We start from the raw sequence: 14,110 nt of genomic DNA, 5'->3' as shown, positions 1-14,110 counted from the left end.
CGATGCGCCGAACGGTGCCGCTGCTGGCGGTACCCCTGCTGACGGTGCCGCTGCTGGCCGCGTCGGTCCTCGCGCTGCCCACCCCGCCCCGGTCCCCCGGCCCCGTCGCCCCCGCCATGTCCTGCGCCGTCCACACCCCCTGTGGCGTCGCCACACCCCACGCAGCAGGTGTGGGAGCAGGCGAAGGGGTGTGGACGCGGCCGGCCGTCGCGGCCGCCGAGCCCGGGCCGCCGGGACCGGCCGACGGGTTGCGGCAGACCCGCGCCTGCACCCCGCCCGGCGACGACGGCCCGGGCGCCGCCCGCGGTGCGGTCCCGCAGCCACCACCGGGGCTCGCGACCGGCGCGGGGCAGCTCGTCGCCGTCGTCGACACCGGGGTCGCGCCGCTGCCCCGACTGGCCGGACGGCTCGTCGGCGGCGGGGACTACCTCACCGGCGGCGACGGTCTCACCGACTGCGACGGCCACGGCTCCGACGTCGCGCTGCTCCTCGCCGGGGCCGCCGACCCCGTCACCGGGCTCGGCGCGGGCATGGCGCCCGGCGCGCGGATCCTGTCGCTACGCCAGTCCTCGGGGCGGTTCGCCGTGCGCGGCACCGACGGCGCCGAGCGACCCGCCGGCGAGATCCGCACCCTGGCAGCGGCGATCGACCGGGCCGTCGCACTCGGTGCGAGCGTCGTCAACGTGTCCGAGGTGGTGTGCGTGCCGTCCGCGCAGGTCGACTCCGCGGGGGGCGCACTGCGCGAGGCCGTCGACGACGCCGAACGGGCCGGGGTGCTGGTCGTCGCCGCCGCCGGGAACATCGACGAGGCGGGCACCTGCACCGGCGACCCGGACCTGCGGCCGCTGCCCGCGTCCTACGACTCGGTCCTCGCCGTCGGGGCGGTCGACGGCGACGACGTCCCCGGTGACTTCTCCGTGCCCGGTCCCTGGGTGGACCTCGCCGCCCCGGGCCAGGACCTGCCCCACCCGTCCGGACCGGACGGCGCGGTGGTCCGCGGGACGTCGTACTCGGCACCGCTGGTCGCGGGGACCGCGGCGCTGCTGCGCGAGCGGTTCCCGATGCTCACCCCGCGCCAGGTCGCCGACCGGTTGCGTGCCACGGCCCGCCCCACCGCGGGCGACGGCCGCACCGGCCACGGCGTGCTCGACCCCGGGGCCGCGCTGACCGCCGAGCCGCTGCTCCTGACCCCGGACGGTCCCGCCGGTCCCGGCGACCGCGCCGGCTCACCCGGGGCGGGCCGGGCGCCGCTGCCGCGCGCGACGACCCCGCCGCCGGACCTGCCGGCGGTGGCCGGGGTCGGGGCGGTCGCGGCGGTCGGCGGGGCGCTCGTCGCGGCGCTGGCGGGGCTGCGGCGCCGCCCCCGGCGCCCCTGAACTCCGGCCTCCGGCACTCCTTGCCCTGCACAGCCGCTCGCCCAGCAGCCGCCCGCAGCCCGCCGGTGTCGCCGCCGCCCCCGTGCGCGGCCGACCCCCTGTGGGCCGCCCCGTGTGGGGCCGATCCGTGCGCGGCGGCGCACGGTCAGCCCGGCAGGTCCGCCACCTCCCTCGCCGCCGCGACGCTCAGCACGCCCGCCCGCGGCAGCAGCCGCACCATCTCCGCCGGGGCGTCCCCCGCCACCCCGATCCCCAGCGCCCGCCCGGTCTCGGCGTCCGCGACGCCGTGCACCGCGCCGGAGGTGGCGAGCAGCAGGCGCGTCCCGCCGTCGCCGTCGCCGGTGTCGGCAGGCCCGGTCCGCAGCGGCCCCGGACCGGTCCCCGGCAGCACCACGGTGTCGAGGGCGGGCCCGGCGTCGTCGGCACCGGCCAGGCGTACCCGGACCGCGCCGGGCGCGACCGGCTCCTCGGTCCCCCCGACGAGTGCGCGCCGCCCCTCGCGCCATGTCCCGCACAGCACCGGCGGCACCTCGGCCACGGCGGTCATCTCGGCCCGGGCGGCGGGCCAGGCCTCGGCACCGGGCACCCGGGTCTGCGGGACGTCGTCGACCAGGCCGGGCGGCAGCGTCGCCGGCTCGGTCTGCCCGGTCCGGGAGCGGACGGCGTCGGCGAGGGTGACCGGGATCCGGGCGAGCCCGCCGTCGACCACCAGGAAGTACGTCGACCCGGCGCCGAGGGATTGGCTGCGCACGACCTCCCCGCTCCGCCCCAGCCCCGCGACGGGAGTCGGCTCCGGCGTGGGCACCCGCAGCGGCGCGCCCTCCGGGATCGCGGAGAGCAGACCGTCGCCGACCCGGCGGACGGGCGCCCCGAGCAGGCCGAGGCCGTCGAGGGCGTTCCGGTCGGCCGGGTCGAGCCGGTGCCGGGCGCCGTCGTGGACGAGGTAGGTGGCGCTGCCCTCGGCGGTCAGCAGGACGACCGGTTCCGGACCGGCCGGGGCGGGGCCGAGCGACCCCGCCAGCACCGTCGTGGTGCCGGCGCCGGCGCCCTCACCGCGGGTGTCGCAGACCGCCCACGCGGGCGGGACCGGGACCCCGTCGAGCGGCACGCCGACGGTGCCGGGCACCGCGGCGGGTGCGGTGCGCGGCGCCGCGGCCAGCGCGTCGTCGGGCACCGGGACGGGCACGGCGGTGGCGCCGTCGTCGCGTCCGTGCGCGGCCAGGACCAGCCGACCGGCGACCGGGTCGGGCACCGGCACGAGCAGCTCGGACCGGTCGGGAGCACGGAGCACGGCGTAGAGCACACCGCCGCGCTCCCCCTGCACCAGCGCCCGGGAACGCCAGTCGGTGGCCGGGTCGACCCGGGCCAGCAACGCCGCCACCGCGAGCGCGAGCAGCCCGACCAGCACTCCGGCGAACACCGCCCGATGCTGGGACCGGATCTGTTCGTGCCGCGGCACCGGGTCCGCCCGCACCAGGGCGGCCTCCATCCGGCGCACACCGAAGCGGTGGGCGTCGACCTGGTCGCGGGTCGCCGGGGCGCGCTGCACGCGCGCGGGGGCGGGATCGGTGCGCACCGCACGGACGGTAGGACGGCCGCGGCCCGACCGGACCCGATCCGCGGACGCTGCGTAGAAGTACGCCACCTGACCGCTGCGCGCGGCTCGGGCCGGTGCTGCGGCCGTGGAGCCGGGTCAGGAGTCCTCGCGGAGGGGACGGCGCAGCTGCTCGGCCAGGGCGCCGTCCTCGCCGAAGAGGGTGTCGCGCCAGCGCTGCTCCAGCTCGCGGGTGTCGTGCCGGTCGGGGTGGAAGCGCGGGTGCCCGAAGACGGGCATCCGGACCAGCACGCGGCGCAGGAACTGGCCGCGGCCGAACAGCAGGCGGTAGCCCTCGCGCAGGTCCCGCGGCCGCCGCCAGACGCCCTGCTGCACGAGCAGGTACACCCACCCGAACACGACCGCGGGCAGCACGGTGGCGACGACCAGCGGTGCGGCCCGGCCGCGCTCGGGGCCGTCGGTGCCGATGAGCTCGTAGACGTCCCAGGTCACGGACTTGTGCTCGAGCTCCTCGAGCGCATGCCAGTGCCACAGCTCGCGGATGTCGGCGTGCACCCGCTCGGCGAACTCGTCGCTGCCGAGGATGTCCTCGGCCATCACCGCGGTGAAGTGCTCCATCAGCGCCGTGCAGGCGAGCTGCTGACGCGGGGAGGTGCGGTCGAGGACCTTCAGGCCGAGCGCGACCGCGGCCTCCGGCACGTGCACCGGGAAACCGCGGGAGCGGAACGCCTCGTTGAGCCGGTCGTGCTCGCGGCTGTGGATGACCTCCTGCGCGGTGAACCCGGCGACCCTGGCGCGCAGCTCAGGCTCGGTCACCCGGTCCCGGAAGTGGATCACCGAGCGGACGAAGAAGTCCTCCCCCGGCGGGAAGATCGCCGAGAGCATCGCGAGGAACAGCGTCGCGGTCGCGTTGTCGGCGTAGGCCCAGCGGGCCATCTGCTCGGGCAGCCGGAAGTCCAGGTGACGTGGCGGGATGCCGACGTCGCCGCCGGTCAGCCTGCGCGGACGTGCGCCGGTTCCGTCATTGGTCGCCGTCTCGGTCACGTCGGTCCTCCGGTAGTCGACGAGTGGGTCGCATCCGGTACAGAATGTATCCCGTACATCGCGTACCCCTTACTGACCGATCATGGGTGGCGCCGGGCGCGGTGTCAACCAGGAGCGGGATGATGGCCGGGTGAACGGATCCGTGACCCCCGGCGACGGCCGCGCCCGTCGCTGGGCCGGGCAGCGGGCGGCCCGGCGGGCCGAGGTCGTCGAGGCCGCGATGGCCGCGATCGCCGAGCACGGACCGGAGGCCACGACCGAGCAGATCGCCGGTCGTGCCGGGGTCCCCCGGCCCGCGCTGTACCGGCACTTCGACGGCCTGGAGGACCTGCAGGGCGCGATCGCCGAGGCCGCGCTGGGCCTCTACTCCGAGGCGCTCGCACCGGTGTGGAGCCCGCGCGGGACGCCGCGGGAGATGCTCGTCGCCGCCATCGCGGCGCACGTGCGGTGGCTGGCCGCGCACACCGAGCTCTACCGCTACGTGCTGCGCGCCGCCGGGGTCACGACGGCCGTCACCGACATCCGGCACCGCATCGCCGACCGGATGACCGGCCTGCTGACCGGGGGCTACCCCGGGCTGCCCGCGACCGTCGCGGCGCCGCTGGCCGCGGGCGCGGTCGGGCTGGTCGACGGGGCGACCGAGCGCTGGCTCTCCTCGCCGGACCCGCTGCCGCTCGACGAGCTCGCCGAGCACCTGGCCCGGTGGGTCTGGTCGGTGCTCGACGCGGCGCTGCGCGAGGTCGCGATCGAGCTCGACCCGGACGTCCCGCTCACGGCGGGCTGAGCGCTACTCCGCGACGCCGATGTCCTCGTTCCACAGGTCGGGGCGCTCGGCGACGAACGCGGTCATCATGTCCACGCAACGCGCGTCGTCGAGCACCTGCACGCGCACCCCGTGCTCGGCCAGCCAGTCGTGGCCGCCGTGGAAGGTCCGGGCCTCCCCCACGAGCACCGCGCCGATCCCGAACTGCCGGATCAGCCCCGAGCAGTACCAGCAGGGCGAGAGCGTGGTGACCATCGTCGTGGACCGGTAGTCGCGGCGGCGGCCCGCGTCGCGGAACGCCGCGGTCTCGCCGTGCACCGTCGGGTCGCCGTCCTGCACGCGACGGTTGTGGCCGCGCCCGAGCACCTCCCCGTCCGGTCCGACGAGTGCGGCGCCGATCGGGATGCCCCCCGAGGCCAGCCCGGCCCTGGCCTGTTCCACCGCGACGTCCAGCCAGCTCGGATCCATGCGCGCGAACCTATACCGAGATCGCGTCGAGGCGTTGGCGCAGGAACGGCGCGGACACCACCGGCTCCAGCGCCGTCCGCCCGAGCGGCGGCGCCAGCGGCGTGACCACCGCGTCGTGGTCCAGCTCGAAGAAGAACACCAGCGACACCAGGTCCTCGGTCGGCGCGTGGGTCTGCGGCGGCAGCACCCGGTGCCGCCCGGCCCGCCAACGGTGCCCGGTCCAGTGCGCGAGCAGGTCGCCGACGTTCACCGTCAGCGCACCCGGGGTGTACGGCGCGTCGGTCCAGCCGTGCCCCTCGACGTCGACCTGCAGCCCGCCCGCCCCGGGCTCCCGGTCGAGCAGGGTGACGGTGCCGAAGTCGGTGTGCGGGCCGATCCGGAACTGACCGGGCAGCGGTGTCCCGGTCTCGGTCATCGGCGGGTAGCGGTTGATGTTGAACGTCCACGTCGGGTGGGTCGCGAGGTCGCGCAGCGTCGACGGCTCCTGCCCGAGCGCACCCGCACACAGCTCCAGCAGCGCGCCCGCGACGCGGGTCATCGCCGTGCAGTAGGCGGTCACTGCCTCCCGCAGCGCCGGGACCTGCGCCGGCCAGACGTTCGGCGGGAACCACACCGCGTCGGTGTCCGGGTCACCGGTCGGCGCGAAGGGCCCCACTGCGAAGGACTCCTTGAGGTCGGGCGGGGAGTCGCCGCCCTCGACGCGGTCGTTGGCCTCGACACCGGGGGGCAGCCACCCCCGCCCGCCGACGCCGACCGCGTAGCCGTGCTTGACCGGCTCGGGCAGCGCGAAGAACTCGCGCGCCGCGGCCCGCACCGCCTGCGCCGCGGCGTCCGGCACGCCGTGCCCGACGACCTGCAGGAACCCGGCCCGTTGCAACGCGATGTCCACCGCGGCCGGATCCGGCGCGGCCAGGTCCACGGTCGGGATGAGCTCGGTCACCGCGTCCCCCCGGGCGTCGCGACGGCGGTGCGGCGCACCAGCAGCGCGTAGAGCCCGGCCGAGAGCACCAGTCCGACCAGGAAGGTCACGTCGCCGATCCCAGGCAGCAGCCGCGGCACCAGCCCGGTGAACAGCTCCTGGTTCGCGAACAGCAGCACCGACACGACGACGCCGACGCCGAGCGCGATCGGACCCGCGTGGTTGCGGTACGTGCGGTCGTAGAGCAGATCGGGGTCGGTCGGGCGCAGCCACTGGTCGGTGAGCACCACGCCGAGCCACGGCCCGACCCAGTACACGACGACCAGCAGGAACGCCTCGTACCCGGACGCGGCGTCGCCGAGCGCGAACAGGGCGATCACGAACCCGACCGCCCCGAACGCCAGCGCGACGACGGCCCGCGCCCGCGCCAGCGGCACGTCGATGCCGAGGGCGAGGAACGCCATCGCCCCCGAGTAGACGTTGAGGACGTTCGCCGCGACCGCCCCGACCGCGATGGCGACCAGGGTCAGCACGGCCAGCCAGCCGGGCAGCAGGCCGGTGTAGTTCGCGACCGGGTTGTCAGAGTCGAGCCCGGCCGCGGTCGCCGCCCCGACCGACGCCGCGCCGACGGACATGAACACCGTGGTGGACAGGAACAGGCCGCCGCCCGCAGCGAGACCGGTGGCCCGCGCCGACACCGAGCGGGGCAGGTAACGGGAGTAGTCGGCGGCATACGGGCTCCAGCCCGCCGAGTACCCGACGACGGCGCCGACGGTCAGCAGGAACCCGCCGACCCCGCCCACCCCGTCCGGCGACGCGGCCGCCCCCGGGTCCGACCCGAGGAGCACCAGCACCGCCCCGACCCCGAGCACGAGCGCGAGCAGCGGGAACGCGAGCCGCTCGAACGCCTGCACCAGGTTGTGCCCGAAGAACGCGACGGCGACCTGGACGACGACCACCGCCACCAGCCACGCGACCGTCCCGCCGCCGGTGATCGCCGACAGCGCGAACGCGGCGCTGACGCTGTTCACCGCGAACCAGCCGAAGCCCGAGGTGATCGTCATCAGGGCGGCGGGCAGCGCGTTGCCGCGGTGACCGAAGGCGAGCCGCCCCAGCACCATCTGCGGCACCCCGGCGGCCGGTCCGCGGGCGGACAGGATCCCGTGGGCGATCGCGGCGAGCAGGTTCCCGACGACGATCGCCGCGATCGCCGCGGGCACCGTCTGCCCGAACGCCGTCACCGACAGCACGCCGACGAAGATCGTCGCGAACTCCAGGTTCGGCGAGGTCCACGTCCAGAACAGCTGGCGGGGCCTTCCGTGCCGCTCGGAGTCCGGTACGGGCTCGGTGGAGCCCGGTTCGACGGCGACGATGCGGTCGCCGTACCCGCGGTCCGCGGCCACGCCGACGGTGTTCTCGGTGGTCATCGGGCCACTCTGACTCCCGGGACACCCGAGACGGAACCTCGGTAACCGACTGTTGACACGGGTTGGGCCGTCCGGTCGGTAGTCCTGCGGATTCCGCCGGCAGGCCCGGTCCGCCACGATCGTCGGCATGCGGACGAACCTGAACGTGGCCCTGCAGGCCGGCGCCCTCCTGGCCTTCGTGGCCCTGCGGTTCACCGCGCCGGGCTGGTTCCTCATCATCCTGATCATGACCCTGGTGGGTCCGGCCCTGCTGATGGTCCCGACAGTCCTGTCGCTCACCGTGCTCCGACGCCGCGTGCTCACCCCCGCGGTGACGGCCCCGTTCCTCGCCTGCGCCGGATCCCTGCTCGCCGGCGGGCTGCTGATGCCCGACTTCGGCGACAGCGAGGACTCCGAGCGCGCCCCGCTGTCGGTGCTGCTCGAGTCCGCCGAGCTGTCCGCCGGGCCGACCGAGCCGCTGTACGTCCTCGGCTCGCTGGCCCTGCTCGGCTGGTCGGTGTCGCTGGTGTGGCTGGGGGGTGGCCCTGGCACTCGACGCCCGCTGGACCCACCGCGTCGCCGGGCCGCCGCACCCAGCGTGGGTGCGGCCGATCAACTGAGGCCGCTCGCCCCCGTCCGCGCGTCCGGGCCGGTCGCGACGGGGCCTGCTCAGCCCTCGCCCGGCACCCGGGTCCGCCGGGTCCGCTCGGCGCGGGCGGCGAGCTCGTCGTCGGCGGGGTAGTCGACGCCGGTCAGCGACAGGCCGTGCGGCGGCGCGACGGTCACCTCGGAGGCACGCACCTCGCGGCGCAGCAGCCCCGCGGGCCAGTCGACGGGCCTGCGTCCACGGCCGACCTCGAACACCGCGCCGACCAGGCTCCGGACCATCGAGTGGCAGAACGCGTCCGCCGAGACCGCCGCGACGAGCACACCCGGCTCACCCGGCGCGGGCGACCAGTCGAAGCGCTGCAGCGCGCGCACGGTCGTCGCGCCCTCGCGGCGCTTGCAGAACGCGGCGAAGTCGTGCTCGCCCAGCAGCAGCGCCGAGGCGGCGTTCATCGGCACCGGGTCCAATGGGTACGGCCAGGCGACGGTCTCCCGCGCCCGCAGCGGCTCGGCACCGAACGGGGCCGTGGTGACCCGGTAACGGTAGTGGCGGCGCAGCGCGGAGAAGCGGGCGTCGAAGGCGTCGGGCACCTGCCCGAGGTCGTGCACCCGCACGTCCGGCGGCAGCAGCCGGTTCAGCCGCCGGAGCAGACCGTCGATCTGCGGGGCGAGGGTCGCCGGGAGGTCGACGTGACAGACCTGCCCTGAGGCGTGCACCCCGGCGTCGGTACGTCCGGCGACGGTGAGCCGCAGCGGGGTGCGCAGCACGGTCGACAGTGCCTCGGTGAGCACGCCCTGCACGGTGCGCCGGGTCGGCTGCTGCGCCCACCCGGAGAAGTCGGTGCCGTCGTAGGCGACGTCGAGTCGCAGCCGCACGGTGCCCGGACCCGGACCACCGGAAACGCCGATGAGCCCGCCGTCGGTGACGGCGGGCTCATCGGAGTGGTGCGGACCGATCAGGAGTCGGAACCCTGCTGGGACGCCGGCTTCGCGAAGCCGGCCGCCTCGGCGGCCTCCTCGGTGGCGAACCAGACCTCGGCCACGGTGCGGTCGTAGAACGCCGAGCCGGGGACGTGGTAGAGCTTCGAGTCCTCGTTGCCCTTGATCTCGAAGCCCTCGGGGGCCTCGGCCAGGTCCTCCAGCGGGGCGTGCGAGCCCTCGCCGTAGGGCGCCTCGGACGTCTCGGACGCCTTCAGCTCCTCGGCGGCCGCGGTCGAGTCGGCCTGCGCCTGCTCGATCTTCTCCTCGGTCACCTCGACCGCAGCCGGGGCTTCCTGCGAGGCGGCCGCGCGACGGGCACGGTTGGCCTCGTCGGTGACCGTCTTCTGCTGGACCAGCTCGATGACCGCCATCGGGGCGTTGTCGCCCTTGCGCGGCATCGTCTTGGTGATCCGGGTGTAGCCACCGTTGCGGTCCGCAAAGAACGGGCCGATCTCGGTGACGAGGCGGTGCACGACCGACTTGTCGCGGATCACCTTCATGATCTCGCGCCCGTTGTGCAGGTCGCCGGCCTTGGCCTTGGTGATCAGCCGCTCCGCGTACGGACGCAACCGCCGGGCCTTGGCCTCGGTGGTGGTGATCCGGCCGTGTTCGAACAGCGAGGTCGCCAGGTTGGCCAGGATCAGCCGCTGGTGCGCGGGCGACCCGCCGAGGCGGGTACCCTTGGTGGGCTGGGGCATGGCTACAACTGCTCCGTTTCTGCGTAGTCCTGACCGTCGTCACCGAAGGTGTCCGGGTCGAACCCGCTCCCACCGTCGACGCCGTAGTCGCTCGCCGCCGCCGACGGGTCGAACCCGGGCGGGCTGTCCTTGAGGGCCAGGCCGAGACCGACGAGCTTCATCTTGACCTCGTCGATCGACTTGGCGCCGAAGTTGCGGATGTCGAGCAGGTCCGCCTCACTGCGGCCGACGAGCTCGCCGACCGTGTGGATGCCCTCGCGCTTGAGGCAGTTGTAGGACCGGACCGTGAGGTCCAGCTCCTCGATCGGCATCGCGAACGCCGCGATGGTGTCCGCCTCCTGCGGGGAGGGACCGATCTCGATGCCCTCGGCGTCCACGTTCAGCTCGCGGGCCAGGCCGAACAGCTCGACCAGGGTCTTGCCGGACGAGGCCAGCGCGTCCCGCGGGGTGATGGACGGCTTCGACTCGACGTCGAGGATGAGCTTGTCGAAGTCGGTGCGCTGCTCGACTCGCGTGGCCTCGACCTTGTAGGTCACCTTCAGCACCGGCGAGTAGATCGAGTCGACCGGGATCCGGCCGATCTCGGCACCGGTCGCCTTGTTCTGCATCGCCGGGACGTACCCGCGGCCGCGCTCGACGACGAGCTCGACCTCGAGCCGGCCCTTGTCGTTGAGCGAGGCGATGTGCAGGTCCGGGTTGTGCACGGTGACACCGGCGGGCGGGACGATGTCCCCCGCGGTGACCGCACCCGGGCCCTGCTTTCGCAGGTACATCGTCACCGGCTCGTCCTCCTCGGAGCTCACGACGAGCTCCTTGAGGTTGAGGATGATGTCGGTGACGTCCTCCTTGACCCCCGGCACGGTGGTGAACTCGTGCAGGACGCCGTCGATCCGGATGGACGTGACGGCGGCGCCGGGGATCGACGACAGCAGCGTCCGGCGCAGGGAGTTCCCGAGGGTGTAGCCGAAGCCCGGCTCCAGCGGCTCGATGACGAACCGCGACCGGGTCTCGGTGACGACGTCCTCGGAGAGTGAGGGTCGCTGAGAGATCAGCATGGGTGTGTGCCTCCTTCGCACCTGCGACAACCGCTATTTGATGTCGCAGCGGGAACCGCCGCCCCTCCCTGCGGGGCGGCGGCGGGTGAAGCTACTTCGAGTAGAACTCGACGATGAGCTGCTCGGTGACCTGGGTGTCGATCTGAGCGCGCTCGGGCAGCTGGTGGACGAGGATCCGCAAGGTCGACGGGACGACCTGCAGCCACGCCGGGACCGGGCGGTCGCCCTGGGTCTCCTTGGCGATGACGAACGGGTCGGTGTTCCGCGACTTGTCCTTGACGTCGATGATGTCGTAGCGCGACACCCGGTAGCTGGGGATGTCGACCTTCTTCCCGTTGACCAGGAAGTGGCCGTGGTTCACCAGCTGGCGGGCCATCCGCCGGGTGCGGGCGAGGCCCGCGCGGTACACGACGTTGTCGAGGCGCGACTCGAGGATCTGCAGCAGCTCGTCGCCGGTCTTGCCCTCCCGGCGGTGCGCCTCCTCGTAGTAGGCGCGGAGCTGCTTCTCCTGCAGGCCGTAGCCGAAGCGGGCCTTCTGCTTCTCCTGCAGCTGCAGGAGGTACTCGGTCTCCTTGATCCGGATCCGGCCGTGCTGGCCGGGCGGGTAAGGACGACGCTCGAACGCCTGGTCGCCGCCGACGAGGTCGGTCTTCAGTCGGCGGGACTTGCGGGTCATGGGGCCGGTGTAACGAGCCATGGTGGTTCTCCCTTCCCCTAGACCCGGCGCCGCTTGGGCGGGCGGCAGCCGTTGTGCGGCTGCGGGGTCACGTCGGAAATGGTGCCGACCTCGAGGCCGGCTGCCTGCAGCGAGCGGATCGCCGTCTCACGACCCGAGCCCGGGCCCTTGACGAAGACGTCGCACTTCTTCATGCCGTGGTCCATCGCCTTGCGGGCGGCGTTCTCGGCGGCCAGCTGCGCGGCGAACGGCGTCGACTTGCGCGACCCCTTGAGGCCGACGTGCCCGGACGAGGCCCAGGCGATGACGGCACCGGTCGGGTCGGTGATCGACACGATCGTGTTGTTGAACGTGGACTTGATGTGGGCGTGACCGTGCGCGACGTTCTTCTTCTCGCGACGGCGGACCTTCTTGGGTCCGGCACCCTGACGTGCGCGGGGCGGCATTACTTCTTACCTGCCTTCTTCTTACCGGCGACGGTCTTCTTCGGGCCCTTGCGGCCGCGCGCGTTGGTCTTCGTGCGCTGGCCGCGGACCGGAAGGCCGCGACGGTGACGGATGCCCTGGTACGAACCGATCTCGATCTTCCGGCGGATGTCCGCCTGGATCTCACGGCGCAGGTCACCCTCGACCTGCAGGTTCGCCTCGATGTACTCGCGGAGCTTGCTGACGTCCTCGTCGGTCAGGTCCTTCGACCGGAGGTCGGGGCTCAGCGCCGTGGCCTCGAGGATCTCCTTGGACCGGGTCCGTCCGACCCCGAAGATGTAGGTGAGCGCGATCTCCAACCGCTTTTCGCGGGGGAGGTCGACGCCGGCAACACGTGCCATGCGGCGTTGTCTCCTTGTTTGTCGTCCCAGGTCTTCCCGATGCCCGTCCCGTTCCGCCGCTGAGCTGAACGGGCCCCGGCCTGGTTCCGGGGGTGCTACCGGGCCCGTGTGGCCCGGCAGGTGCATCGGGGGCTTCTGCTGCGCGATCAGAGGATCGCGACCGGTACCGCTCTGCTCAGCCCTGGCGCTGCTTGTGGCGCAGGTTCGAGCAGATCACGATGATCCGGCCGTGACGGCGGATCACCTGGCACTTGTCGCAGATCTTCTTGACGCTCGGCTTGACCTTCACGTCGTCTGCCTCTGTGTGTCGTTCCTGTGGGTCTCGCGACCGACCGTGGTGGAGCTGGTCGTCACTTGTAGCGGTAGACGATGCGGCCGCGGCTCAGGTCGTAGGGCGACAGCTCGACGACCACCCGGTCCTCCGGAAGGATCCGGATGTAGTGCTGGCGCATCTTCCCGCTGATGTGTGCGAGCACCCGGTGGCCGTTCTCCAGCTCCACCCGGAACATCGCGTTCGGCAGGGGTTCGACGACCCGGCCCTCGACCTCGATCGCCCCGTCCTTCTTGGCCATGTCCTCCGCTATCCGTGACAGGTGTCGGTTGCCCCGATCGACAGCGGTGCCGACGACCGGTTCGGCGCACGAGGACGGAGCCGGACCGGGAACACTGTGGGGTACACGGAGCACACGGAGCGGACGTCACACGACGCGCCGAAGGTCCAGTGTACGGAGGCCGTGCGAGGCCGGCGCAGGCGGGGGTGACCGGCGTGGTAGACGTCCGGGCCGCCGACGGTAACGGACCGGCCCGGTCATGGACCAGTACCCGCGCGGAGCGCGTCGGACACCGGTGGGACGGCGCTCAGGCGCCGGGGCGGTCCGGTGCGCCGGCGGGCGCGGTCAGCAGCCACGGCCCGTCCTCGGTGACGGCGACGGTGTGCTCCCAGTGCACGGCGCGGCCGCCGGCCGCGGTGACGACCGTCCAGCCGTCCTCCAGCTCCAGGGTGTCCGGGTCCCCCGCGACGAGCATCGGCTCGACGGCCAGGGCCATGCCGGGGCGCAGCCGCGGGCCCTTGCCCGGCTCGCCGTGGTTGGGCAGGAACGGGTCCATGTGCATCGAGGTCCCGATGCCGTGGCCGCCGTACTCGGCGACGATCCCGTAGTCGGCGCGGTCGGCCGCGGCGGCGGCCCGGCACGCCTCCTGGATGGCGTAGGAGACGTCGGTCAGTCGGGCCCCGTCGCGGACGGCGAGGATGCCGGCGTCCATGGCGCCGCGGCAGGCGGCCGACAGCGCCAGGTCGGCGGGTGCGACGTCGCCGACGGCGATGGTCACGGCGGAGTCGCCGTGCCAGCCGTCGACGATCGCGCCGCAGTCCACCGAGATGAGGTCTCCGTCGGCGAGCACCTGCCCCGGCGACGGGATCCCGTGGACGATCTGCTCGTTCACCGAGGCGCAGATGCTCGCCGGGAAGCCGTGGTAGCCGAGGAACGAGGGGACGCCGTTGCCGTCGCGGATCGTCTGTTCGGCCAGCGCGTCGAGCTCCGCCGTGCTCACCCCGGGCTTCGCGTGCTCGGTGACCGCGGCCAGCGTGGCCGCGACCAGCGCGCCCGCCACCCGCATCGCCTCGAGCTGCCCGTGGGTCTTGAGCTCGATGTCCCGACCCCGGTAACGGGCGATCGCCCCGCGGATGCCGCCGCGACCGTTCATGTGCTCTTCCCTCGGTTCCCGTCGTGGTGCCGG

At 73.9% G+C, this 14,110-nt stretch carries 17 protein-coding genes; 3 read left to right on the top strand and 14 right to left on the bottom strand.

Annotated features, from left to right (window positions below; genetic code table 11):
• Window positions 1–2 precede the first annotated feature (2 nt).
• The gene (mycP, locus tag XF36_RS01360) at window positions 3–1,376 is read left to right on the top strand and encodes a type VII secretion-associated serine protease mycosin (protein ID WP_082375087.1); all 1,374 of its coding nucleotides are present in this window, start codon (window positions 3–5) and stop codon (window positions 1,374–1,376) included.
• Between the two features lie 145 nt (window positions 1,377–1,521).
• On the opposite strand, the gene eccB is transcribed toward mycP, so the two are convergent.
• Window positions 1,522–2,952 (bottom strand): type VII secretion protein EccB, encoded by a 1,431-nt coding sequence (gene eccB / locus XF36_RS01355; RefSeq protein WP_060710564.1) that lies wholly within the window; start codon window positions 2,950–2,952, stop codon window positions 1,522–1,524.
• 117 nt (window positions 2,953–3,069) lie between these two features.
• Window positions 3,070–3,975, bottom strand: a complete 906-nt coding sequence (locus XF36_RS01350; protein ID WP_060710563.1) for a metal-dependent hydrolase — start codon at window positions 3,973–3,975, stop codon at window positions 3,070–3,072.
• 130 nt (window positions 3,976–4,105) lie between these two features.
• Here XF36_RS01350 and XF36_RS01345 point away from each other — a divergent pair, with 130 nt between their 5' ends.
• Window positions 4,106–4,759, top strand: a complete 654-nt coding sequence (locus XF36_RS01345) for a TetR/AcrR family transcriptional regulator (RefSeq protein ID WP_238589062.1) — start codon at window positions 4,106–4,108, stop codon at window positions 4,757–4,759.
• A gap of 3 nt (window positions 4,760–4,762) precedes the next feature.
• On the opposite strand, the gene XF36_RS01340 is transcribed toward XF36_RS01345, so the two are convergent.
• The 3 genes from XF36_RS01340 to XF36_RS01330 are packed head-to-tail and all read right to left on the bottom strand — an operon-like array spanning window position 4,763 to window position 7,552.
• Window positions 4,763–5,206, bottom strand: a complete 444-nt coding sequence (locus tag XF36_RS01340) for a nucleoside deaminase (RefSeq protein ID WP_060710562.1) — start codon at window positions 5,204–5,206, stop codon at window positions 4,763–4,765.
• Between the two features lie 10 nt (window positions 5,207–5,216).
• The gene (locus XF36_RS01335; RefSeq protein WP_060710561.1) at window positions 5,217–6,146 is read right to left on the bottom strand and encodes an isopenicillin N synthase family dioxygenase; all 930 of its coding nucleotides are present in this window, start codon (window positions 6,144–6,146) and stop codon (window positions 5,217–5,219) included.
• Window positions 6,143–7,552, bottom strand: a complete 1,410-nt coding sequence (locus XF36_RS01330) for a purine-cytosine permease family protein (protein ID WP_060710560.1) — start codon at window positions 7,550–7,552, stop codon at window positions 6,143–6,145. The genes XF36_RS01335 and XF36_RS01330 overlap by 4 nt, the downstream gene beginning before the upstream one ends.
• A gap of 127 nt (window positions 7,553–7,679) precedes the next feature.
• On the opposite strand from XF36_RS01330, the gene XF36_RS01325 reads away from it, so the two are divergent.
• Window positions 7,680–8,273, top strand: coding sequence for a hypothetical protein (locus tag XF36_RS01325; RefSeq protein ID WP_060710559.1), 594 nt, complete (start codon window positions 7,680–7,682; stop codon window positions 8,271–8,273).
• Here the strand turns inward: XF36_RS01325 and truA are convergent.
• The 9 genes from truA to map form a co-directional block, all read right to left on the bottom strand.
• Entirely contained in the window at window positions 8,201–9,007 is an 807-nt protein-coding gene (gene truA / locus XF36_RS01320; protein ID WP_202968534.1) for a tRNA pseudouridine(38-40) synthase TruA, read from the bottom strand. The genes XF36_RS01325 and truA overlap by 73 nt on opposite strands.
• 86 nt (window positions 9,008–9,093) lie before the next feature.
• Window positions 9,094–9,816: a 50S ribosomal protein L17 gene (gene rplQ / locus XF36_RS01315; protein ID WP_060710557.1), complete on the bottom strand. Its 723-nt coding sequence runs from the start codon at window positions 9,814–9,816 to the stop codon at window positions 9,094–9,096.
• 2 nt (window positions 9,817–9,818) lie between these two features.
• Entirely contained in the window at window positions 9,819–10,871 is a 1,053-nt protein-coding gene (locus tag XF36_RS01310) for a DNA-directed RNA polymerase subunit alpha (protein WP_060710556.1), read from the bottom strand.
• Between the two features lie 91 nt (window positions 10,872–10,962).
• The gene (rpsD, locus tag XF36_RS01305; protein ID WP_060710555.1) at window positions 10,963–11,568 is read right to left on the bottom strand and encodes a 30S ribosomal protein S4; all 606 of its coding nucleotides are present in this window, start codon (window positions 11,566–11,568) and stop codon (window positions 10,963–10,965) included.
• Between the two features lie 17 nt (window positions 11,569–11,585).
• Window positions 11,586–11,993: a 30S ribosomal protein S11 gene (gene rpsK / locus XF36_RS01300; RefSeq protein WP_020622915.1), complete on the bottom strand. Its 408-nt coding sequence runs from the start codon at window positions 11,991–11,993 to the stop codon at window positions 11,586–11,588.
• Window positions 11,993–12,373, bottom strand: coding sequence for a 30S ribosomal protein S13 (gene rpsM, locus XF36_RS01295; RefSeq protein WP_020622916.1), 381 nt, complete (start codon window positions 12,371–12,373; stop codon window positions 11,993–11,995). The genes rpsK and rpsM overlap by 1 nt, the downstream gene beginning before the upstream one ends.
• 175 nt (window positions 12,374–12,548) lie before the next feature.
• Window positions 12,549–12,662 carry a 50S ribosomal protein L36 gene (gene rpmJ / locus XF36_RS01290; protein ID WP_020622917.1) on the bottom strand — a complete coding sequence of 38 codons (114 nt, stop codon included), beginning with the start codon at window positions 12,660–12,662 and terminating at the stop codon, window positions 12,549–12,551.
• Window positions 12,663–12,723: 61 nt separating this feature from the next.
• On the bottom strand, window positions 12,724–12,945 hold the full coding sequence (gene infA / locus XF36_RS01285) for a translation initiation factor IF-1 (RefSeq protein WP_010228514.1): 222 nt from the start codon (window positions 12,943–12,945) through the stop codon (window positions 12,724–12,726).
• A 286-nt stretch (window positions 12,946–13,231) separates the two neighbouring features.
• Window positions 13,232–14,077 carry a type I methionyl aminopeptidase gene (gene map / locus XF36_RS01280; protein WP_060710554.1) on the bottom strand — a complete coding sequence of 282 codons (846 nt, stop codon included), beginning with the start codon at window positions 14,075–14,077 and terminating at the stop codon, window positions 13,232–13,234.
• Window positions 14,078–14,110 lie beyond the last annotated feature (33 nt).

The organism is Pseudonocardia sp. HH130629-09, assembly GCF_001294645.1.
In the GTDB taxonomy this organism is placed as follows: domain Bacteria; phylum Actinomycetota; class Actinomycetes; order Mycobacteriales; family Pseudonocardiaceae; genus Pseudonocardia.
Note: the sequence above shows the minus strand (reverse complement) of the source record. Positions and strands in the feature narration are given on the sequence as shown.